19 protein-coding genes and 1 tRNA gene are annotated in these 20,826 nt (G+C 58.8%); 5 read left to right on the top strand and 15 right to left on the bottom strand.

Features of this window, described 5'->3' with window-relative positions; translation table 11 throughout:
• Positions 1–163 precede the first annotated feature (163 nt).
• Positions 164–853, top strand: a complete 690-nt coding sequence (locus COA65_03165; GenBank protein ID PCJ60795.1) for a DNA-binding response regulator — start codon at positions 164–166, stop codon at positions 851–853.
• 10 nt (positions 854–863) lie between these two features.
• Here COA65_03165 and xth read toward each other — a convergent pair whose 3' ends face one another.
• The 6 genes from xth to COA65_03135 all read right to left on the bottom strand — a co-directional run bounded on the left by xth (position 864) and on the right by COA65_03135 (position 7,728).
• The gene (gene xth / locus COA65_03160) at positions 864–1,664 is read right to left on the bottom strand and encodes an exodeoxyribonuclease III (protein ID PCJ60705.1); all 801 of its coding nucleotides are present in this window, start codon (positions 1,662–1,664) and stop codon (positions 864–866) included.
• 14 nt (positions 1,665–1,678) lie between these two features.
• Positions 1,679–2,608, bottom strand: coding sequence for a hypothetical protein (locus COA65_03155; protein PCJ60704.1), 930 nt, complete (start codon positions 2,606–2,608; stop codon positions 1,679–1,681).
• A 33-nt stretch (positions 2,609–2,641) separates the two neighbouring features.
• Positions 2,642–3,292: a hypothetical protein gene (locus COA65_03150; GenBank protein PCJ60703.1), complete on the bottom strand. Its 651-nt coding sequence runs from the start codon at positions 3,290–3,292 to the stop codon at positions 2,642–2,644.
• An 80-nt stretch (positions 3,293–3,372) separates the two neighbouring features.
• The gene (locus COA65_03145) at positions 3,373–5,793 is read right to left on the bottom strand and encodes a cell division protein FtsK (GenBank protein PCJ60702.1); all 2,421 of its coding nucleotides are present in this window, start codon (positions 5,791–5,793) and stop codon (positions 3,373–3,375) included.
• Between the two features lie 287 nt (positions 5,794–6,080).
• Positions 6,081–7,379 carry an ammonia channel protein gene (locus tag COA65_03140; GenBank protein ID PCJ60701.1) on the bottom strand — a complete coding sequence of 433 codons (1,299 nt, stop codon included), beginning with the start codon at positions 7,377–7,379 and terminating at the stop codon, positions 6,081–6,083.
• Positions 7,380–7,389: 10 nt separating this feature from the next.
• On the bottom strand, positions 7,390–7,728 hold the full coding sequence (locus COA65_03135; protein PCJ60700.1) for a transcriptional regulator: 339 nt from the start codon (positions 7,726–7,728) through the stop codon (positions 7,390–7,392).
• A 322-nt stretch (positions 7,729–8,050) separates the two neighbouring features.
• On the opposite strand from COA65_03135, the gene COA65_03130 reads away from it, so the two are divergent.
• On the top strand, positions 8,051–9,274 hold the full coding sequence (locus COA65_03130) for a 2-octaprenyl-6-methoxyphenyl hydroxylase (protein ID PCJ60699.1): 1,224 nt from the start codon (positions 8,051–8,053) through the stop codon (positions 9,272–9,274).
• A 25-nt stretch (positions 9,275–9,299) separates the two neighbouring features.
• Here COA65_03130 and COA65_03125 read toward each other — a convergent pair whose 3' ends face one another.
• The 3 genes from COA65_03125 to COA65_03115 are packed head-to-tail and all read right to left on the bottom strand — an operon-like array spanning position 9,300 to position 11,074.
• On the bottom strand, positions 9,300–9,503 hold the full coding sequence (locus COA65_03125) for a hypothetical protein (protein ID PCJ60698.1): 204 nt from the start codon (positions 9,501–9,503) through the stop codon (positions 9,300–9,302).
• A 13-nt stretch (positions 9,504–9,516) separates the two neighbouring features.
• Positions 9,517–10,161, bottom strand: a complete 645-nt coding sequence (locus tag COA65_03120) for a peptidase S16 (GenBank protein PCJ60697.1) — start codon at positions 10,159–10,161, stop codon at positions 9,517–9,519.
• A 1-nt stretch (position 10,162) separates the two neighbouring features.
• Positions 10,163–11,074 carry a co-chaperone YbbN gene (locus COA65_03115; protein ID PCJ60696.1) on the bottom strand — a complete coding sequence of 304 codons (912 nt, stop codon included), beginning with the start codon at positions 11,072–11,074 and terminating at the stop codon, positions 10,163–10,165.
• A gap of 229 nt (positions 11,075–11,303) precedes the next feature.
• Here COA65_03115 and COA65_03110 point away from each other — a divergent pair.
• A tRNA-Gly gene (locus COA65_03110) sits at positions 11,304–11,378 on the top strand.
• A gap of 225 nt (positions 11,379–11,603) precedes the next feature.
• On the top strand, positions 11,604–14,216 hold the full coding sequence (locus COA65_03105) for a hypothetical protein (GenBank protein PCJ60695.1): 2,613 nt from the start codon (positions 11,604–11,606) through the stop codon (positions 14,214–14,216).
• A 22-nt stretch (positions 14,217–14,238) separates the two neighbouring features.
• Here COA65_03105 and COA65_03100 read toward each other — a convergent pair whose 3' ends face one another.
• Complete coding sequence (locus COA65_03100) at positions 14,239–15,054, bottom strand: hypothetical protein (protein ID PCJ60694.1); 816 nt, start codon at positions 15,052–15,054, stop codon at positions 14,239–14,241.
• A 76-nt stretch (positions 15,055–15,130) separates the two neighbouring features.
• Positions 15,131–16,072, bottom strand: a complete 942-nt coding sequence (locus COA65_03095) for an EamA family transporter (protein PCJ60693.1) — start codon at positions 16,070–16,072, stop codon at positions 15,131–15,133.
• Between the two features lie 190 nt (positions 16,073–16,262).
• Here COA65_03095 and COA65_03090 point away from each other — a divergent pair, with 190 nt between their 5' ends.
• Positions 16,263–17,912 (top strand): cyclohexanecarboxylate-CoA ligase, encoded by a 1,650-nt coding sequence (locus COA65_03090; protein PCJ60692.1) that lies wholly within the window; start codon positions 16,263–16,265, stop codon positions 17,910–17,912.
• A gap of 17 nt (positions 17,913–17,929) precedes the next feature.
• Here COA65_03090 and COA65_03085 read toward each other — a convergent pair whose 3' ends face one another.
• From COA65_03085 to pstC, 4 genes are all read right to left on the bottom strand, one after another.
• A complete protein-coding gene (locus tag COA65_03085; GenBank protein ID PCJ60691.1) occupies positions 17,930–18,160 on the bottom strand; it encodes a hypothetical protein in 231 nt (76 codons plus the stop codon).
• Between the two features lie 199 nt (positions 18,161–18,359).
• Positions 18,360–19,160, bottom strand: a complete 801-nt coding sequence (locus COA65_03080; GenBank protein PCJ60690.1) for a hypothetical protein — start codon at positions 19,158–19,160, stop codon at positions 18,360–18,362.
• Complete coding sequence (locus tag COA65_03075) at positions 19,157–19,981, bottom strand: hypothetical protein (protein ID PCJ60689.1); 825 nt, start codon at positions 19,979–19,981, stop codon at positions 19,157–19,159. The genes COA65_03080 and COA65_03075 overlap by 4 nt, the downstream gene beginning before the upstream one ends.
• Complete coding sequence (pstC, locus tag COA65_03070; protein PCJ60688.1) at positions 19,981–20,823, bottom strand: phosphate ABC transporter permease subunit PstC; 843 nt, start codon at positions 20,821–20,823, stop codon at positions 19,981–19,983. Before pstC ends, COA65_03075 begins: the two co-directional genes overlap by 1 nt.
• Between the last annotated feature and the right edge of the window lie 3 nt (positions 20,824–20,826).

The following is a 20,826-nucleotide window of genomic DNA, read 5'->3' as shown; positions in this document are numbered from 1 at the left end:
TTGAAAAGAAGCGGTTGTGAAAAGCCTCTCCTGCGACCTGGCGTTTTGGCCGCCTGATCGGGCAAAAACTGCCGACGACTTTTTGCCACCATGTTCGAAGGCGGACAAAAACGTGCTAGAAGTTAACGATACGAAAAAAGGAAGGTCACAGGGGGAACGTTTCGTGCAGACAAAAGCGGGGAAACGCATCCTTGTGATCGAAGATGACGAGGCGTTGCGTCAGTCTTTGGCCGAGCAGCTTCAGCTTCACGAGGAGTTTGAAGTCGATGAGGCGGCGGATGGGGCCGAGGCCCTTCGTGCCGTCAAGCAGGGCCGTCACGACCTGATTCTTCTCGACGTTCACCTACCCGACATGGACGGACGCGAGGTTTGCAAACTGATCCGCCGGTTGGGCGTGCTGACGCCGGTCATCATGCTGACCGGCGCCGATTCGGAAGTGGACACAATTTTCGGCCTTGATTCCGGTGCTAATGATTATGTCACGAAGCCCTTTAAGCTTGGTGTTCTGCTGGCGCGCATCCGTTCCCAGCTTCGCCAGCATGAGCAAAGCGAAGACGCCGTTTTTACCATCGGGCCTTACCGCTTTCAGCCCAGCCTGCGGCAATTGCAGGGGGACGGTCAGACGATCCGCCTGACGGATAAAGAGGCGGCCATCCTCAAATATCTCTGCCGGGTGGGCAAGAAGGTCGTCAGCCGGGACGTGCTGTTGAGCGAAGTCTGGGGGTACAACGCCAGCGTTACGACGCATACTCTGGAAACCCATATCTACCGGCTGCGCCAGAAGATCGAGCAGGATCCGGCCAACGCGACCCTTTTGGTGACGGAAGCCGGCGGTTATTGCCTCAACACCTGATCGGCCAAATCTATTTTGGCCAATCGAATCGCACGACCACCGGCGCATGGTCGGACGGTCGTTCCCATCCCCGGACGTCTTGTAAAATTTCCGCGGAACGCAGCCGTTTTTTTAAGGGCGGCGTCACCCAGATATGGTCGAGCCGTCGGCCACGGTTCGAAAGCGCCCAGTCGCGCGCGCGATAACTCCACCAGCTATATAGATGTTCCGTTTCCGGAATGAAGTGGCGGACGGCATCGACCCAGTTGCCGCTGGCCTGTACGCGCGCAAGGTGTTCGGTCTCTATCGGCGTGTGGCTGACCACGCGCAGAAGCTGGCGGTGGGACCACACATCGGTTGCAAGGGGGGCGACGTTTAAATCCCCGACCAGGATGGCGCGACGTTTTTTTGTGTCTGCTTTTTTGAACGTGACGGCCATTTCTTTCAGGAAGGCAAGCTTGTGGGCGAAGGACGGGTTTTTCGAGGCATCGGGCACGTCGCCTCCGGCGGGCACGTAGAAATTATGAAGATCGATGCCGCCTTTGAAGGTGGCAAGCGCATGGCGGCGGTCTTCCTTGCCCGCCCATTCTCGGCCACCGGCGGCGACAATGGGCAGCCGGGAGAGGATAGCCACGCCGTGATAGCCCTTCTGGCCACGGATGACGGCATGGGGAAAGCCGGCGTTTTGAAAAAAATCGCGTGGGAAAAGTTCGTCCACCACCTTTATTTCCTGAAAACAAAGAATATCCGGCTTTGTCTCTTTAATCAGGCGTTCAATATGGGGCAGTCGCAGGCGAACGGAATTGACGTTCCAGCTTACTAACGTGACCATTGCAGATCCAAAATTTAAGGAAGCATGGCAAGAATATGATCGCGTACCCTTGCCGTGGCTTCGAAGGGAAGAAGGTGACTGGTGTCTTTTACGACGTGAAGGGTGCTGCCGGAAACCCGTTTGGCGATTTCAGGCGCGATGCGCGCGATCCAGTTTGCGCCGCCGTCAGGGTCGGGTTCGCTGGCGACAAAACGAACCGGCATGGGAAAATCGATAAGCCCGTCATAGGTGATTGCGTTTTGATGGGCGGAAAAGATCGCCGCTTCGATTTCTGGCGGGCAGGCAAGCTTCTGGTCGCCCTCGCCGGTGGGCTCTAAATTCGCCTGGGCGTAATCAAGAAGGCGGCCTGTTTCGAACCTGCCAAAAAGGAGCTTTTTCTTCTGGGCTTCGACGAAGGCTTCCGGGCTTGGCCAGCGCGATCGCCGGTTACGCGCACGTTTCGCAACGCGTTGCGTGCGTTCTTCGGCAAGCGCGCGTAAGGGGTGAGCCATGGGTGGAAAAACCGGAGGTTCGAAAAGAACGCAATCGTGCCAGGGGACGCGCCCGGCGCGTGCGCCAAGCCGCAACGCGGCCGCCGCATTCAACGAATGGGCCGCGTAATAAAAGGGGGCGTTGCCGGTTTCGTTGCGCACGGTTTGCGCGATGGCTTCCAGATCGCTTGTAAAATTTTCCAAACTGTAATCGGCTTCGATATTCGTTACCGGCGCAGATGAACCGCCATGCCCCCGGGCGTCAAAGGTAAAAACGGTGGCCCGGCGCGCAAGTGCCGTTAACAGGTGCAGGTACGAACCCGCCGCAATCCCGTTCGCATGGCCGAAAAGAAGAACCGGCCCGTCTTGAACCGGCCCGATCAGCCTATAGATTTTCAGGCGCACGCCGTTTGGGCGAAGCACGGTGTTTGCTTCGGCTTTCGCATGGGGGATGGAACGAAAATTTTCGGACATGAAACCAAGATGCCGGTGGACGGCGACGGTCGCCTAGCGCCGCCGTGGCCCGGCTTTCCGTTTCTTATAGGGGTTGCGAAGTTCGAAAAGTTTTGGATCGAAAGTTTGGCCAAATTCCGTGTTCAGCAAGCCGACCTGGGTTGTCAGCCCCTGGGAATCGGTCACGTCCCATTGCCGAAGGGCGAAGGGGGTGTCGCTGAAAACAAGGGCCAGGGTGCCGGCCCCCGGGTCGTCCGTCCGGGCGAGCCAGATGCGCGTAGCGCCGGGTGTCTTTTCGGCTTTCGTCACCGTGATGTCGCCGCCAAGGCGGATTTTTTCCTGAAGCAGAAACGTCGCCGGCGTTGAGGAAAGTGGCAGATAGGTTACTTCTTCCAGTTCTTTGTCCTGATAGGCCAGCCAGTCATTGGCGGCGATCAGAAGAAGCGGCACCGGCGGGTCGTATTCGATGCGCATGCGCCCCGGTCGCGAAAGGTACAAATCGCCTTCGGCCATCTTGCCATTTGGTCCCACCTGGACAAAGCGGGCATGGAGCGTCGTGATGCGGTTGAGATAGGCCTCGGCCTGGGTGATCGCCGCCTGCAATTCGGGCGCATAGTTTGTCTGCGCGGGTGCGGCATCCGCCGCCGCCGGGGCCGCAAGCCCGATCAAAAGGGCAAAGACAAAAAAGGCACGCAGGGCACGCAAATTAAAATGGTCCTATATATGTGTGTGGGTTAATCGCTTTTTGCTTTGCGGGGCACGCACACGGACTCTAGCGAATGACGTTACGACGCAACCGCGCCGGCATTGTCGATCAATACTTCGCGTTTGCCAACGTGGTTAGCGGGACTGACCAGGCCGTCTGATTCCAGCTGGTCCATGATCCGCGCAGCCCGATTGTAGCCGATTTGAAGGTGACGTTGAATGAAGCTTGTTGATGCCTTGCGTTCGCGGCGGATCAGGGCGACGGCCTGGGCATAGAGATCGTCGCCGCCGCCTTCAAGATCGGGGCTGAAGCTGTCTTCCGCCGTTGTGATTTCCTCTATATAGACGGGTTTGCGTTGCTGTCGCAGGAAGGCGACGACGCGCTCGACCTCTTTGTCGCTGACGAAGGGACCGTGAATGCGGGTCAGGCGACCGCCGCTTGTCATGAGAAGCATGTCGCCATGACCCAGCAATTGTTCGGCGCCCTGGTCGCCGATAATGGTGCGGCTGTCGATCCGCGACGTCACCTGAAAGCTGATGCGTGTTGGAAAGTTTGCCTTGATCGTGCCGGTCACCACGTCGACGGAAGGGCGCTGGGTTGCCATGATCAGATGCACACCGGCGGCGCGCGCCATTTGGGAAAGACGCTGGATTGATATTTCAACGTCTTTGCCGGCGATCAACATCAGGTCGGCCATTTCATCGACGATGACGACGATGTAGGGAAGCGGTGTCAGGTCGATTGGCTGTTCCTCGAAAACCGGCTTTCCGGTTTCCGGATCGAAGCCGGTCTGTATCGTTCGCGTCAGGACTTCGCCTTTCTTTTTCGCTTCTGCGACACGGACGTTGTAATTGTCGATGTTGCGCACGCCTAATTTCGACATGTTGCGATAGCGGTTTTCCATTTCGCGCACGACCCACTTCAACGCAACAACGGCCTTTGCCGGTTCCGTGACAACCGGGTGCAGAAGGTGGGGAATGTCGGAATAGGTGGAAAGTTCCAGCATTTTCGGATCAATCAGGATCAGGCGGCATTGTTCGGGCGACAGCCGGTAAAGCAGGGACAGGATCATCGTGTTGATGGCTACCGATTTGCCGGAACCTGTCGTCCCTGCGATCAGAAGATGCGGCATGCGTGCGAGGTCAACCATGATGGGGGCCCCGCCGATGTCCTTGCCAAGAACAAGCGTCAGGCCCTGGGCGCTGTTGCGCTCGAAAGAAGAAGAGGCAAGCAGTTCGCGCAGGTAAACCATTTCGCGTTCCGCATTGGGAAGCTCGATGCCGATGACGTTTTGTCCGGGCACGACGGCGATGCGAACGGAAACGGCGCTCATTGAACGCGCAATGTCGTCGGAAAGGCCGATGACGCGCGATGTTTTCGTTCCCGGTGCGGGTTCAAGCTCGTAAAGGGTTACAATCGGTCCGGGTCGCACCTTGGTGATTTTGCCACGGACGCCAAAATCGTCCAGCACGGATTCCAAAAGACGCGCGTTTTGTTCAAGGGCGGCTTCGTTGTTTCGCGCGGCGGTTGCGACCCTTGGGGACGCTTGCAAAAGATCAAGGGGCGGCAGTTCGAAGGCTTCGCCGCCAAGAAGGTGAAAGACGGGTTCGCGCTCGGCCTTCGCGCGCTTGCCGGGCGCGGGGCTTTTTGGGCGCGGGGCGATGCGGCTTTCGGCGGCGGTGGCGGCAGGTTCCGGTGGCACCGGGGCGACGGAGGTGGGTCTAACCGTCGCCGTTGCAGCGGTCGCCGGGGCGGGGTGCGTGGGTTGCCGTTGTAAAAAGTGACGCGACGCGATGCGTTCGCGGAAAAAGGCATGGGTGCTTTTTCCGCTGCGGCGCAAGCCACCCACCAGTGCCAGCGCCGCACGCGCCCCCCAATGGCTGAGGGTGTGTGCGAGAATGCGTGTGCCACGAAGGGCTGTGAGCCATTCACGACGATCGAAGGCAAGCGCCGAGAGCGTTAGAAAAAACGCCAGCGCCGCCCCGCCCGTGCCAAGGATTGCCGGGCCGAATCCGTCTCCGCCGATGGGCAATTCCAACGCGATGATTTTCTGCAACAAAAGCGCGCCGGTAAAGCCACCCAGGCCGCTTTTCAATGGCCAGCCTTCCGGTTGGCCAAGGGTGGCGAAAGCGAGACTTGCCGCCAGCAGGGCAAAGGGAACCAGGGCCAGCCGCATCCAGAAACGGCGAATTCCCCGCTTTGAGAGGATGCGCCAGCTCCAGGCCAGCAAAAGCAGGATCAGCACGACGGCGGCAAGGCCGAGGGTTTGCAGCAGCAAATCGGCGACGATGGCACCCGGAAGCCCGATCCAGTTTTCGACTGGCCCGCTGGCGGCGCTGTTTAGGGATGGGTCCGCCGGATCGTAGCGAATGAGTGCAAGCGCGAGGCCCAGCGCCAGCAGCGCGAACGCAATCCCGGTTGCCTCGATGCCACGGCGGCGCAGGAAGTCGCGAATGCCGGCGGGCAGGAAAGTTGTTTTCGTCGAATTTGCCGATCTCATGGCACCGATCTCATGGCCGCGTTTTAAACAAGGGGGTGAGGCTTCAAGGGCCCAAAGCAGGAATATCTTAATCCCCGGGCCTTGGCGGAAACAAGCCTTGTCCCCGGATTTGCCACAGGATGTAGCGGGTATATGGGTTTAAACCCCCAGATTTTCTTTGCAACGGTGTTGCCAAGGCAGCAGAGAAACTGCCGGGGGCAATAAAAAACTGCCGGGGGCAATAAAAAACCGCCCGGAAGGGGGGGCCTTCCGGGCGGCAACGTTTTGATGACGAGAAAGAGAGCGGTTTACAGCACGCTTTCTCCGTGGAGCTGGATGTCGAGGCCGGCGCGTTCGTCTTCTTCTTTGACGCGAAGCCCGATGACCAGATCGATCACTTTTAGAAGGATGAAGGAAACCACCGCGCAATAGACAATGGTGGCGCCAATGCCATAGGCCTGGACCCACACCTGGCCGGGATTGCCTTCCAGCAGGCCAGGCGTTCCACCGATGGCTTCGACAGCGAAGACCCCGGTCAACAAAGCGCCGACGATGCCGCCAATGCCGTGAACGGCGAACACGTCGAGGGAGTCATCGTAGCCCAGTTTCCGTTTCAGCCACGTTGCGGCCCAGAAGCAGATGATACCGGCGGCGAGGCCGATAAACAGCGCCCCCATCGGATCGACGTAACCGGACGCCGGCGTGATGGCCACAAGGCCGGCCACTGCACCACTGGCGATGCCCAGCACGCTTGGTTTCTCATGGACAATCCATTCCGTAATCATCCAGGCGAGTGCCCCTGCAGCCGCCGCAATTTGCGTCACCGCCATGGCCATGCCCGCAAGGCCGTCGGCAGCGACTGCCGAACCGGCATTAAAGCCAAACCAGCCGACCCAAAGGAACGAAGCGCCCATCACCGTCAGCACCAGATTGTGCGGAATGATTGCTTCCTTGCCATAGCCGGTGCGCGGCCCCAAAACCAGGCAGGCCACCAGCGCGGCAACGCCGGAATTGATGTGCACGACGGTGCCTCCGGCGAAGTCCAGCACGCCTTCATCTGCCAGGAAGCCCCCGCCCCACACCCAGTGGGTGATCGGCGAATAGACCAGGATGGACCACAGCCCGACAAACACAAGCAGGGCCGAGAATTTCATCCGTTCGGCAACGGCCCCGGTGATAAGGGCCCCCGTGATGATGGCGAAGGTCATCTGGAAGATGATAAAGACCGATTCCGGTATCGAACCGTTGACCTGTTCCAGGGCCAGGCTTTTGAGGAACATATTGCTGAGGTCGCCGACATAGGCACCCCCGTCGCCAAAGGCGAGGCTGTAACCGGCAACCATCCAGATGATGGTAATCATGGAACAGACGGCAAAGCTTTGCATGATGGTGGAAAGCACGTTCGGCTTTCGAACCATGCCGCCATAAAAAAGGGCAACCCCCGGTATCGTCATTAACAAAACCAGCGCGGTGGCGGTCAATACCCAGGCGGTGTCGCCGCTGTTTAGTACAGGTGCAGCTTCAACCACCGCTTCCATTGCCTCCTCCGCAAGCGCTGTGCCGCTAGAAATGGCAAGCGCAAAAAATGCAAATAGCAGTCTCCTCATGGGGGCTCTCCTACAATGCTTCAGCATTTGTTTCGCCCGTGCGGATGCGAACAACCTGTTCAAGATCGAAGACGAAAATTTTTCCGTCGCCGATTTTATCCGTCTGGGCAGCTTTCATGATCGTTTCCATCGCTCGATCGACGAGGTCATCTGGAAGCGCAACTTCGATTTTGACTTTCGGCAGAAAACTTACTTCGTATTCTGCTCCCCGATAGATTTCCGTATGCCCCTTTTGGCGCCCGAATCCCTTGACTTCGGTAACCGTCAATCCCTGGACGCCGAGCTCGGTGAGGGCTTCACGCGCCTCGTCGAGCTTGAAGGGCTTAATGATGGCCATGATGAATTTCATTTTTCGGCTCCTTGTGCTTGCATGGGCCCGTGACCTTCTATCTTTCAAGATCCGTGCCGAAGCGTGCAGGCCAAGGAACCGACTGAATTTATTGACGAATTTTTAAATGGCGGCGGGCGGCACCGTTCCGGCGGAAAAACACCGCATAATTTTTATTCAAATAAGCCGGGCTGCCTAAAAATTAGGCTTATTTTGGCGGCCATGGGCCTGGACAAAACCCGTTGGGGCAAGGCTCGGCAGCACAAGGTCCGGCTGGACAAGGGCGGGAACAGGAGTGATGTTGGGGTTTCGGCGAAAAGCGTCCCAGGTAAAGGCAAAATGGATGACGGATCGGAAGGAAGTCGTAATCATCGGCGGTGGGCCCATCGGGCTGACCCTTGGGATTGCTCTTGGGAAAGCCGGCATCGCGACCGCCGTGATTGAGCGGGACGCGCCGTCAAAAATGCGGGACGCTACGTTTGACGGGCGGACGTCGGCTATCGCCGGGGCTTCGCGCCGGGTGCTGGAGGGGCTGGAAATCTGGCCGCAGGTGGCGGCTTTGGCCGAACCGATCCTTGATATCCGAGTTGCGGACGGCACCTCGCCTCTCTTTCTTCATTACGACCACAGCCAGATCGGCACGGAGCCATTCGGCCATATTCTGGAAAACCATGTGATGCGCCAAGGGCTGCTGAAATGTGCCGAGAAAGTGCCGGCGCTGGAATTGGTGGCGCCGGCGCAAGTGACGCGCCTTGAGCGCGAGGACCATGGCGTTCGCGTCCATCTCGCATCGGGCGCCGTGGTTGAAGGCGCGTTGGCCATCGCCGCCGACGGCCGCCGTTCACCAATGCGCGAGGCAGCGGGCATGCGCTGCCTTCATTGGGATTACAAACAAACGGCCATCGTYTGYACGGTGCRCCATGCGCGCCCCCATCACGGCGTCGCCGTCGAACATTTYCTGACGGCGGGGCCGTTTGCCATTTTGCCGATGACCGATCAGCGGTCTTCGATCGTCTGGACGGAAAGCCGCGCCCTGGCACCGGAATTGATGGCGCTGGATTCCAGTGCGTTTCTTCGTGAACTTGGCAGCCGCTTTGGCGATTATTTGGGGACCCTTGAGGTTGTAAGCCAGCGATGGGCTTATCCGCTGTCGCTGACCCTTGCCGAACGCTATTTCAGCGACCGGCTTGTTCTTGTCGGGGACGCCGCCCATGGGATTCACCCGATTGCCGGCCAGGGGGTCAATCTTGGTTTTCGGGATGTCGCTGCCCTGGCGGAATGCCTTGTCGATGCGCACCGTCTGGGTCTGGATCTAGGCGCCGGCGCCCATCTCGAACGTTACCAGCAGCTTCGCCGTTTCGATAATTTCATGATGGCGGCGATGACCGATGGCATTAACCGTCTTTTCTCGAACGACGTAAAACCGGTTCGCCGGGTGCGCGACATGGGCCTTGCCATCGTCAACCGGCTGGCACCGTTAAAGCGCCGCCTTATGCGTCATGCGATGGGCATGCCCCGGGGCGGTTGGGAAAAGGGCCCGCGTCTTATGCGCGGCGAACCTCTTTAGGCGCAACGGATATGCGGTTCTGGCGTCAGGACCGGGCTTCGCTTTCTTCGAGGCTGCGCGCCGCATCCACCAGCATGACCGGGATGCCGTCACGAATGGGATAGGCAAGCTTCGCCCGGTCGCTAATCAGTTCCTGGCGTTCGACGTCCAGGCGCAGCGGCCCCTTCGTCAACGGGCAGACGAGAATTTCCAGAAGCTTTGGATCGACGCCGGCTTTTTTCGTAGCCATCGGACTTCCTTTCCTAATTCGGTTGCGCGTTTACGCCAAGGTCGGGGGCAAGCAACGTCATTTCCAGCAGCGTTGTCAGCACCCGGCTTCGTTCGGCAAGGCTTTGACATTCAAGCAGGGCCTGTTTCTCATTCGCGGCGAACGGGCATGTCATGGTCAGCGAGATCACAAGCGGCTCGTCCGCCAATGCCGTGACGGCCTCCCATTCCACCTCAACCGCGTTTCGTTTGATAAAAAGGCGTAGCACGTCCAGCAGGTGGCTGCGATCAATCTGATCGGTGGGTTCCGGCTTAGGGTCTTCGGAAAAACGGGAATAATCGGCGATAACGCGGCGATAGCCGTCGTGTTCGGGCAATTCGCGCGCGATATCAAAGCGGCTTACGCCTGTCAGCATAATCAGGAAATGCCCGCCCTCCGTCTCGTTAAAGGCGGTGATGCGACCGACGCACCCCGTTTGATAGAGATCGGGTTTGCCGGCGGGTGTTTCGGTGACCAAAGGCTGGATCATGCCGATCATGCGTTCATTTGCCATGGCGTTGCTGACCATGCGCAGGTAGCGCGGCTCGAAAATGGTCAGCGGCAACACGCCGCGCGGCAGCAGCAACGCTCCGGAAAGGGGAAAGATGGGGATCGCTTCCGGAAGGTCGCCGCCAAACATTTTAGGAAAACAGGATGGAGGAAAGCTGTCGCCGTCCGGCAACTGTCAGGGGGTCCTCCTGCCCGATGGCTTCGAAAAACTTTAAAAGCTGTGTGCGCGCCGCGTTGTCGTTCCATTCGCGGTTCTGGCGAATGATATCAAGCAGCGATTCAATCGCGTCCTCCCGATTGCCGGTGCGAAATTGCGCCATGGCCAGATCGTAGCGCGCCGCGTGGTCCTTCGGGTTTTTGGCCAGTTTTTCCAAAAGCGCGTTGGTTGATTCGGACGGGGCCTCTGCCTCGGCCAGCTCAAGGCGCGCGCGCATGCTGGCGATGGCCGGGTGGCCGTGCAGTTTTTTGGGCACGTCTTCCAGATAGGCTTTTGCGCCAGGCCGGTCGTCCAGGGCGAGGAAGGTTTCGATGAGGCCGGCAATGGCATCCCCGTGTTCCGGATTTTGGCCCAGGATATCGGAATAATGGGCCTGGGCGACGCCGGGGTCGCCGGCGTCCAGGGCGGTGCGCGCCGCTTCCAGGGCGGCAGCCGTTTGATCTTCGACGGGCGCGCCAAGGATGCGGCTGAAAAACTGGCGCAGATTTTCTTCCGGTATCGGACCTGTAAAGCCGTTCACCGGCGTGCCGTTCTGGAAGACCAGCACCGAAGGGATCGTTTGCAGCTGCAATTGCTGGCTGACTTCCGGGTAAATCTGAACGTTGATTTTGACAAGCCGGGTCTGGCCGCCAGCTTCGCGTGCGAGGCGCTCAATCAGCGGCGTGAATTGCTGGCAGGCCGGGTTCGGCGCCCAGAAATAGACGAAAACCGGGGCCGTTTTCGAAGGCTCAATCACGTCCGCGGCGAAGGTCGGGGGGCTCGTTTCAACAATGATTGGGCTGTCGGCGCCGTTGCCGGGGGGTGGCGAATTGGAAATCGGGTCCATTTGGATGTGTTTGTCCTTCCGTTTGAAACCGGGGCGAAAGCAGGCCGGTTCGTTAAAAGAGAATGGCGGAAAGTATAACAAAGGATGGGGGTTTGGTAGTGATCGCGCAAGACTGGCCTTTGACGACCTTCACCGTCCGCGGCGGCGGTGTCAGGGGGCATTGGCAAACGGGCTTGAATTGAGCGGCGCTTTCCCTACACTCCCGGTGTCCGGTAACCGGCCGGACCATGCGGGCGTAGCTCAGGGGTAGAGCGCAACCTTGCCAAGGTTGAAGTCGTGAGTTCGAATCTCATCGCCCGCTCCATTTTTCATGGATAAGAAAAAACGACCGTTCGCTGCGGCCTTCGGGCCGGGGTGGTTTTGCCTCTGTTTTTTCTCCGTGCCTTTAATTTTTCTGCGCGCGCAAGGACCAACCCCTTCGGATGCCTACCTAAGTATGGTGCGACCGTAACCGCATTTTAACGGTCCGCCGCCATGCTTTCCGGACAGGGAGAGAAACGTCTTTGTGAGAAGGCAAGCGGGAACCACCATGGGGAATGCAACAATCGGGATGCATGCTTTGCCCGGTCGCGTCGGCGGCGGGCGTAAGGTGCAAACGCGGCAGGCCATTTACTGGTGCGTCGGCCTTGGCCTTATCGGCAGCGCCGTTTTTCTGCGCGATTTGGAATGGCAAGGCAGCGCCGTGTTTCACACCGGCATGGAAAGCGTTGCGGCGGCGCTGGCATTGATGGTCGGTGTTATGGCGCTTGTGCGTTTTTATACGAAGAAAAACGATAACAAATTTCTTTTCATCGGCGTGGGGTTCCTGGGGGCAGCCTTGCTTGACGGGTATCATGTGGTCGCAACGTCGGTATTTTTTGCGACGTATTTTACGTCGGACCTGCCTTCGTTTGTTCCCTGGGATCAGATGGCGCCGCAGCAGTTTCTTTCCACGTTGCTTCTTCTAAGCGTTCTTGTGGGGTGGCATGAAAAAACGCAGGCGCAGGCGCCATGGCTTCGCGGGCGCGCGATCTATCTGGTCCTTGCGGCCCTGGCGCTTGCGGGCGTTCTGTTCTTCGGGGTCGTTTCGTTTCCCATCACCGGTCCCCCCGAAGATTTTTTCCATCGGTCGGTGGAATTCATGCCCGCCTTTTTCTTTCTGTTGGCCCTTGGCGGCTATCTATGGAAAGGCGGGTGGAAGCACGGCGCCTTCGAACACTGGCTGGTGCTGGCGCTGGTCCTTAGCTTTGTCGGGGAGGCAATTTTCATGGCGTCCTCCGGCCAGCCCTTCGATGCGGCATTCGATGCCGCCCATCTTTTGAGGCAGGCAAGCTATCTCTGCGTGCTGACCGGGTTGATGATCAACATGCACGCCGTCTTCGTGGGGGTGGAGGAAAGCGCGACGCATAGGCGCGCGGTGGTCGACAGCGTCTTTGACGCCGTTCTCCTGATCGACGAACGCGGCATCATGCAAAGCTTCAACCCCGCTGCGGAACGAATTTTCGGCTATGCCGAAGAAAAAATGATTGGCCAGAATGTGCGCATGCTGATGCCCAAACCGGATTGCGGAAACCATGACGGCTTTATCCGGAATTATCTGAAGACCGGAGAAACAAAAATCATCGGTGTTGGGCGCGAAGTCGTCGGCCTTCGCAGCGACGGCATGGAATTTCCGATGGATTTGGCGATTACCGAGATATACCGGAACAACCGGCGCATCTTCGTTGGCCTTTGCCGGGACATCACGGCACGTAAATTGGCCGAGGAAAAAGCGAAAATCGCTTACGAAAAGCTTGTGCGCATGCAGCAACAGACGCTTTACCGCGCCGAGCATAGCGAGGCCAAGTACGAGACCCTAGCCCAGTATGACAGCCTGACGGGCCTTGCCAACCGCGTCCAGTTCCACGCCTCTCTGGCGGACGCGGTCGCCCAGTCCAAACGGACGGGCCGGGGGCTTTCCGTGCTGTTGCTGGATTTGGATCGTTTTAACGAGGTTAACGACACGCTTGGCCATGGCACCGGCGATGAATTGCTAAAGCTTGTGGGGGAACGGCTGCAAGCCAATGCGAGAGAGACGGATTTTATCGCCAGGCTGGGCGGCGACGAATTCGTCATCATCGCCACCAATCTGAAGCAGATTGAAAGCATTGGGATTGTCGCCCAGAAGGTCCTCGATCTTTTCAGGGCGCCCTTCGATCTGGACGGCCATTCCGTTCATAGCAGCACCAGCATCGGCATCAGTAGTTTTCCAGGCGACGACACTCAGCCGGATCAATTGCTTAAAAATGCCGACATGGCGCTGTATGAGGCAAAGGCCGAGGGCACCGGCAATTGGCGCCACTACAACAAGCAGCTGGACGCGCGCATCCATGATCGCAAACGCAAAGAATCCGAACTTCGCCAGGCGATCGAGAAAAACGAATTTGAAATCTATTATCAGCCGCAGATCGATCTCACAACGCGCGCGCTGATCGGCGCGGAATGTCTTATTCGCTGGAATCACCCAACGCACGGCCTGACCCTGCCGGGAAATTTTTTAGGCGCTGCAGAGCGAAGCGGGCTGATTGTGCCCATCGGCGAATGGGTCCTTCGCGCCGCGTGCGAACAGATCGTGGCCTGGCAGGAACAGGGGCTGCCGCCGATACGGCTTAGCATCAACGTTTCCCTGACGCAGCTGCGGGACGGCGATCTGGAAGAGATAGTTTTCCGGATTCTTGAGGAAACCGGTGTCGACCCCCGGCTTCTGGAATTCGAAGTCACAGAAGAAGTGGGCGCGGAAAATCAGCGGGTGCGCATTGCAAGCATCTTGCGGGCGTTGAAAGAACGCGGCATTCGCATCGCCATCGACGATTTCGGAACGGGCTATTCCTCGCTCAACCATTTGAAGAATTTCCCCGTCGATGTTCTCAAGATTGACCGGTCCTTCGTCAGTGACATCTGCGACAATGTTCAGGACACAGCCATTGTGCGAACCATTGTTCAGCTTGGGCGCAGCCTTGGCCTATGCGTCATTGCCGAGGGCGTGGAAACGGAAGGTCAGATTGCACAGCTGCTGAAGGAGGGCTGTGAGCAGGCCCAGGGTTACTATTTTGGCCGGCCGATGCCCGTGGACGCCTTCGCCGAAATATTGCGAAGCCATCAGGCGTTGCCACGCACGGCATGAAGAACGTGGCCTCCCATTCCGCCTAATTCAGCAATCCCAAAACCATGCGGATTGCCGTCGCCACCAGGAAAAGCGCGAAGACCCGGCGCACTATTTGGGGGTGGAGCACATGGGTCAGTCGCACCCCGAAGGGGGCCGCGAAAACCGTGCCCAGAGAGATTGCTGCGAAGGCGGGAAGGCTGACATAGCCAAGGGAATAGGGCGCGCGCAACGGCGCATCGAAGCCGGAGATGGCGAAAACGACCGCCCCCGGCACGCCGATGATCAGCCCGATCGCGGCCGCCGTGCCGATGGCGCGCGGCATCGGATAGCCGAACGCACTTAAAAAAGGCACGCTCATCGTACCGCCGCCGATGCCGATCATCGCCGACAGGCCGCCGATGATGCCACCGACCGCGTGCAGGCCGGGGCCGGCGGGCAGGCAGTCGGCAATGCGAAAATCCGCGCGTCCAAAGAAAAGATAGACGGCTGCGAAAAGGGCGAGGGTTGCAAAGGCGCCGGTCAGGCCGGTGCCTTTCATCAGGCTGCCGACACTGGCACCCAGGACGACGCCGAGAAAGATCGAAAGTCCCCAGCGTTTCAAAAGCGCCAAATCGACGCCGCCACGGCGGTGATGGGCATAGGCCGACATGCTGGCCGTAGGAAGAAAGGTGGCAAGGGAGGTGGCGACCGCCTGATGCATGCGCACGCTTTCATCCACGCCGATGGCCGCGAATAGAAAGTACAGCACCGGAACGATGACGATGCCACCGCCGACGCCAAGAAAACCGGCGACAACCCCGGTCACCACGCCGGTGAGGACAAGCGTCAACGCGAGAAGGGGGATCGATTCCGCCATGGCCTATTTTCCATCATTCACCAGGGATGCGCCACTTTAGGTGTTGCGTCGGCACGCTTCCAGCCAAAGCCGCGTCTTATGCCCGCTTTCCGGGCAGCCAGCTTGCAAGCCAGATGCCGGTGAAGATGAGGGGTACGCCAACGACGTGAAAGGCGTAAAGCGTTTCACCAAGAAAGGTAATTGCCAGAAACAAGCCAAAGACGGGCACCAGATTGAAGAAAACCCCGGTTCGGTTCGGGCCGATTTTTGCAACGCCGGAATGCCAGAAAAGAAAACCACCGGCGGCGGCGAAGACGCCCACGTAAAGAATGGCGGCGATGGAGGTCTCATCCAGGATCATGCTTTTGCCGCTTGCCATTTCTGCGACATAGAAAGGCAGCAGCATGATCAGCCCGCAGGCGATCACGGCGACCAGCACGCCGGTTGGATGAAGCCCGCCTGGCAAACGCTTCAGCAGCACGGAATAAAGCGCCCAGAAAAGAGTAACGAGCAGGATCAGCGGGTCGCCCCAGGCCAAATCAACCGTCCCAAGCATCCGCAAATCGCCACGAAAGACGATGATGGCAACGCCGAACATGGTGAGCGCGATGCCCAGGGCCTGGCGCGGCGTGACGCGGTCGCGGAACATCAGCCAGGCGAGGATCGGAATCTGCGCCGGCACGGAAGCATTGATGAGGCTGGCATTGGTGGCCGTTGTCCATTGCAGGGCGGCATAGGTGAGGGTGAGGGCGCCGACGATGCCGAGGAAGCCTAAAAGGCAAAGCAGTTTCCACGCGCCGAGGAGAATTCGGTATTGGCTGCGCAGCGCCGGCCAGGCGATGGGCAGAAGAAAGGCAAAGGCCACCGCCCACCGCCAGAAGGAAAGGGCGACGGGGGGCACATGGTCAACCATCGCCCGGCCGACGATCAGATTCGATGCCGAAAGAAACATCGCAATCGTCAGCAGGGTGTAAGGCGAACGGAAAAAGGCCAAAATGGCGGTCAAGGTGGGCACCTGGAACTTTGAAAAGAGGACCATTTCAGGGAAAACGGGCCTTTTCGTCAACCGGCCTGTCGCGCCGGCGTGCAAAGCGCGGCGTTGTGGCACACACCCTTGACGGATTTTCTTCCCGCGTTAGCATGTGGGCAATTGCGTCCGTTTTATGGGCCGGTGCGGGCTTTTTCGGCGTTGTTGGCGGCGGACATATTTTTTTAGCAGAGGGAATGGGATGGATTTCAATCCGATTTTGCCAAAATGGCGTCTGGAAAGCGAAGCCTCAAAACGGCATTGGCCGAACAAGCTGCTGACCGATTACCTCGACGAAGCCGTCGCGGCAACGCCGGACAAAACTGCCTGGTCAAATTTCAATTCGATGACGGGGAAAAAGACCGTCCTTTCTTTTAAGGAGCTTCAGGCGCTTTCAGACCGCATTGCCCTTGGCCTTCTTTCCCTTGGTGTAGAGAAAAACGACGTTGTTTCGATCCAGTTGCCAAACTGGTGGGAAGTTGTCGCCATTTATCTGGCGACAACCCGCATCGGCGCCGTGATCAATCCCCTGATGCCGATTTTTCGGGAGCGGGAAATTTCGTACATGGTTGGCTTTGCGGAATCAAAAGTGATGATCGTGCCACGCAATTTTCGCAAACATGATTACCCGGAAATGATGGCCGGGCTTCGCAGCGATCTTCCGAAGCTTGAGCATGTGCTTGTGATTGGCGGCGACGGCGAGAACGCATTTGAACGCGTGCTTTTAAATCCGGCGCTGGACGCGAAAATGGACAAGGCGGCGCTTTTCAAGGCGCGCCGCCCCGTCCCTGACGATGTCAGCCTGCTTATGTACACATCGGGCACGACCGGACAACCGAAGGGGGCCATGCACACGGCCAATACCCTGATGGGAAGCGTGAAGCCCTATTGCGAAGGGCTTGAGCTGACGGAGAAGGACGTTGTGCTGATGGCGTCGCCCCTGGCCCATCTTACCGGCTTTCTTTACGGCCTGATGGTGCCAATCTATCTGAAGTCCAAGGGTGTGCTGCAGGATATCTGGAGCGCCGAGGAATGCGCGAAGCAGATCGAAGCGGAAGGCGTGACATTTTCGATGGGGGCGACGCCGTTCCTCGCCGATCTTACGAACACGCCGGACGTTCAAAACTACGACATCAAAACGTTCCGGAAATTTGTCTGCGCCGGCGCACCGATCCCGGCTGTGCTTGTGCAACAGGCGACGAAAAAACTTGGCGTGCGCGTGATTTCGGCATGGGGAATGACGGAGATAGGTGTGGCCACGGCGGTGCCGCCAGAGGCAGACAGCGAGCAATCTGCCACGACGGACGGCGCACCCCTTGATGGGTTCGATGTCAAAATCACCAACCTGGAAAGTGGCGCGACGCTGCCCGTGCGGGAACCCGGGCAGCTGATGGCGCGCGGCCCGGGTGCGTTCGTCGGCTATCTGAAAAAACCGGACCTGTACGGGACGGATTCGGAAGGCTGGTTTGACACTGGCGACATCGCCTATATGAACGAAGACGGCTATATCCGGATCTCCGGCCGCTCCAAGGATATTATCATCCGCGGCGGCGAAAACGTACCCGTTGCGGAAGTGGAACAAACCCTTTACCGCCACCCGGCTATCCAGGAAGTGGCCGTTGTGGCCATACCGGACCCAAGGCTTGGCGAATTGGGTTGTGCCTTTGTCAGCCTGAAAGAGGGGTGTCGTCTGAGCTTTGAGGACATGGTGGCGTTTCTTGGCGAACAAAAGATGGCAAAACAATATTTACCGGAACGGCTCGAAATCCTGGACGCGATGCCCCATACGCCAAGTGGCAAAATTCAGAAATTCAAGCTGCGCGAGATGGCGAAAGCGTTCGCAAAGGCGTAAGCCGCGTCAGCGTATTCTTACGCTCTTTGTACGGTCGCCGGCCGCGTATTCTGGAAGGCTGCAATTTTTGGTGCACGCAGTCCGCTTTGAAGGTACCACAACGCAAACTGGTCGGCGGCAAGGGGTGGGCAGAGCCCGATGGCGGCCATTGCATGCTTGTGCAAAAGGATTGCCGATTCACCCCGTGGGCCCAAGTCGTTAAGCCGGGTCCGGTCAAGATCCGGAATTCCGATCTCAACGTGTTGCACAATATGAATACCCGTGAACGGATTGGCGTGGAAAAGGGCGGGGTGGTCAAACGGACCCTGTTTAACTTTGGTCAGCCGGCAATTAGAAGGGCTGCGCCAAGGTGGGAGGCATGCCGCAAGGGCAAGCGCCGGTTGCAACAAACCGCCTGTCGCAATTCTGGCGGCGGCGGTTGGGCCGCGGCGTTGGAGGGTTGTTTTTTTAATCGCAGTCGCAAACGGACCAACGCAGGAATTCGCGGGTCTCGACCTTCTGGGGCTGGGAAAAGAAAGAATTTCCCCAGCCGCTTTCGATGATGCGCCCGTTGCACATGAAGATTTTCTGCCCGTCCAGCCTTTTGGCCTGCTCGATGTCATGGGTGACGCAGAGGACGGGCATGGTCTTTGACAGGGCAAGCAGGGAGGCTTCAATCAACTGCTTGGACCGTGGGTCCAGCGAAGCGGTCGGCTCGTCCAGCAACAGGATGGCGGGGGAAAGGGCAAGGGCGCGCGCAATGCAAAGCCGTTGCTGCTGACCGATGGAAAGCGTTTCGGCCGGCGCATGCTGACGGTGGTGGACTTCATCCCACAGCGCTGCCTGGCGCAGGCAATTTTCGACCAGATCGCGGTGACGTTGCTGGCGGTTCTTTCCGCGCAGCCCGAACAGGATGTTGTCGTGAATCGAACAGGGAAAAACAATTGGCTTTTGATGCACCAGGCCGATGGCACGGCGCAGGGCATCGGCCCCCCCCGGCCATTGGCGAATGTTCTGGTCCTGGATGCAGATCTCTCCCTGCCAATCTTCGTAAAGACGATTCAGGCAGCGCAGCAGCGAACTTTTGCCGGCCCCCGACGGTCCCATCAGGGTCGTCATGCCGTGTTCCGGCAGAGCCAGAGAGATGTCCTGCAAAATGGGCGTTCCCGACAGGGTCAGGCTTAAATTCGAGACTTGCAGGCGCGTGCCTTGTGAAACGACGCAAGGGGCTGGTTTCCGGGATAGGTCCGGTCCTGTCTGAATGTTCATTGCGTCCTCTTCAAATTGCGCAAGGCCGATGCCAGCAGGCTCAAGCCCATGACCAGTCCCACCAAGATGACGGCCGACATCCATGCCGCATCCTGCGCCTGGGGGTCGACCCCTTCCTGGGCAAGATAGAAGATATGTGTTTGCAGGCTGGTTACCGGGGAAAAAACCGAATCCGGCCAGACAACGCCGGAAAACACCGTGGCCGTGAACAGGATCGGGGCGGTTTCCGAGAGCGTTCTTGCCATGGCGAGCATCAGTCCCGTCAAGATTGCAGGCCACGCATCCGGCAGCCAGACACGCCAGACAATATGGCTGTCCGGCAGACCCAATGACCGTGCTGAAACGGTCCTTTCGGTCGGCACGCGCTCAAGCGCCTGGACCATGTTCAAGACCAGCAACGGCAGGATAATAAGCGCAAGGATGATACTTCCGGTCAACAGGGAAACGCCCCAGTGCAGCTGATGCACCAGCACGATCAGGCCGCACAAGCCATAAACGATTGGCGGAATGCCCTGAAGAAGATGTAGCAAGCCATCCATCAACGCCCGTTGCCGCCTCCCCGCCCGCAAGGCGTGGAAGAGTGCCACGCCTAGCGCCAACGGCGCGGACAGAAGACACGCGCCCAGCATCAACAGCATGGAGCCTGCAATTTGCGGCCACAGCGTTTCCATGGTCCCGCTTCCCGTGATCGCGTCCCAGTGCCACGCCGTGACCCCCTGATAGATGAGGAAGGCCAGGGCGGCACCGGGCAACAGGATTGCGGGCAGGGCCAGCAGGATCGTTAGTTGTTTTGCTAGGCGGTTGCGTGTGCTTGCAGCCATCAGGCGGCCTTCCGGATACGGGCATGGGCCATCAGGCTCAACCCAATGGTAAGCATCGCCAGAACCAGGCCACAGGCCATCAACGCCGAGAAATGGATGGAACCGAAGGGGGCCTCGCCGATTTCGCGACCGATGCGCGAGGTCAACGTCTGTGCCGGTGCCAGCAGGCGGTACCAAGGGTCGGGGATGCGGTCCATGGAGCCGACCACCAGCATGACGGCCATGGTTTCACCAAGGGCGCGGCCCAAAGCCAGCAGAATGCCTGAACGGATGCCGGGCCAGGCCTGGGGCAGCAACACGAAGCACAGGCGTTCGGTCCAATCCATGCCAAGGCTTAAGCCGGCTTCGCGCTGGGTGGCGGCGACCTTGATCAGGGCGTCCTGGGACAGGACCATAATGGTCGGTAAAATCATGACGAACAGCAGCAGCCCGGCGGCAAGCAGGCTATGGCCGGTCAAGAGATCGAAGGTTAATTCCAGCCAGGGCAGCAGCACATGCAGGCCGATCAGGCCGTAGACGATGGATGGAATGCCAGCCAGCATCTCCATGCCCACGCGCAAGACCCGGAACCAGATGCCTTCGAGAATTTCCGTGGTCAGGATTGCCGCCGCAAGGCCGGTTGGCACGGCGAGCGCGAGCGCAATCAGCACCGACCACGCGCTTCCGATGACGGCGGGCAGCAGGCCGAACAATCCCTCGTACGGATACCACTCGCTTGAAAAAAGGGCGCCGGGGCTATGGGCTTGAAAGGACGGCCATGCGGCATCAAGCAAAAAGACCAGCATTCCCAGAACGGCCAGAAAAACGGTTGCGGTTGCGCCGCGTATCCACAAATTCAGCATTCA

It is taken from the genome of Rhodospirillaceae bacterium, from assembly GCA_002746255.1.
Classification (GTDB): domain Bacteria; phylum Pseudomonadota; class Alphaproteobacteria.
The sequence above is the reverse complement of the archived record's forward strand: the minus strand, read 5'-3'. Positions and strand labels throughout refer to the sequence as shown.